Source organism: Oribacterium sp. oral taxon 078 str. F0262, assembly GCF_000160135.1.
GTDB lineage: Bacteria > Bacillota > Clostridia > Lachnospirales > Lachnospiraceae > Oribacterium.
Map to the genome: position 1 here is coordinate 564493 of NZ_GG729935.1, position 568 is coordinate 565060.

Annotated in this window: 2 protein-coding genes; one reads left to right on the forward strand and one right to left on the reverse strand. The window is 45.1% G+C overall.

Annotation, left to right across the window (positions count from 1 at the left end; genetic code table 11):
• Positions 1 to 134: 134 nt before the first annotated feature.
• Positions 135 to 344 (forward strand): helix-turn-helix domain-containing protein, encoded by a 210-nt coding sequence (locus tag GCWU000341_RS10105; RefSeq protein WP_009215890.1) that lies wholly within the window; start codon positions 135 to 137, stop codon positions 342 to 344.
• 29 nt (positions 345 to 373) lie between these two features.
• Here the strand turns inward: GCWU000341_RS10105 and GCWU000341_RS13215 are convergent.
• On the reverse strand, positions 374 to 568 hold a 195-nt coding region (locus tag GCWU000341_RS13215), incomplete at its 5' end, for an integrase core domain-containing protein (RefSeq protein ID WP_155812827.1).

Genomic DNA, 568 nt, shown 5'->3' on the forward strand with positions numbered 1-568 from the left:
AAGTTCCACCTGGAAATCTGAAAGGTGGAACTTAATTCTTCCGAAGAATGGGATGGAAGTTAATTCTTCTGAAAAAGTATTATAATGGAGGTCTTGGTCCACCACCTGTTGCTCCGACCAGAACAGGAGGATCCATGACTAAATATAAGCAGCTTACCCTTGATGATCGGCTCTTGATCGAGGCTGGTCTCAAGGAGGGGAATTCCTTCAGGGACATCGGCGAGAGGATCGGGAAGGACTGCTCCACTATCTCAAAAGAGGTCCGCTCTCACCTGGTCTTTAAGAAAAGCGGAGCTTACGGCAGGCCGTTCAATGACTGCATCAACCGCAAGGGATGCCTGTAGTGGTCAAGCTTTTTTGTAACACGTATGGCTTAATAATTCGATATTCCAGTCCTTGCCTCAAATGGTGTCTTATATCCATTGTATGAATGAGGTCGCACATGGTTGTACCATACATATGCAAATTCATCGATGGACGAGTATAGCACCTCCTCAGATGAATACTCGTGTAGATATAAGAGCTCATTTTTCAAGGTGTTGAAATACCGCTCCATAGGAGCATTGTC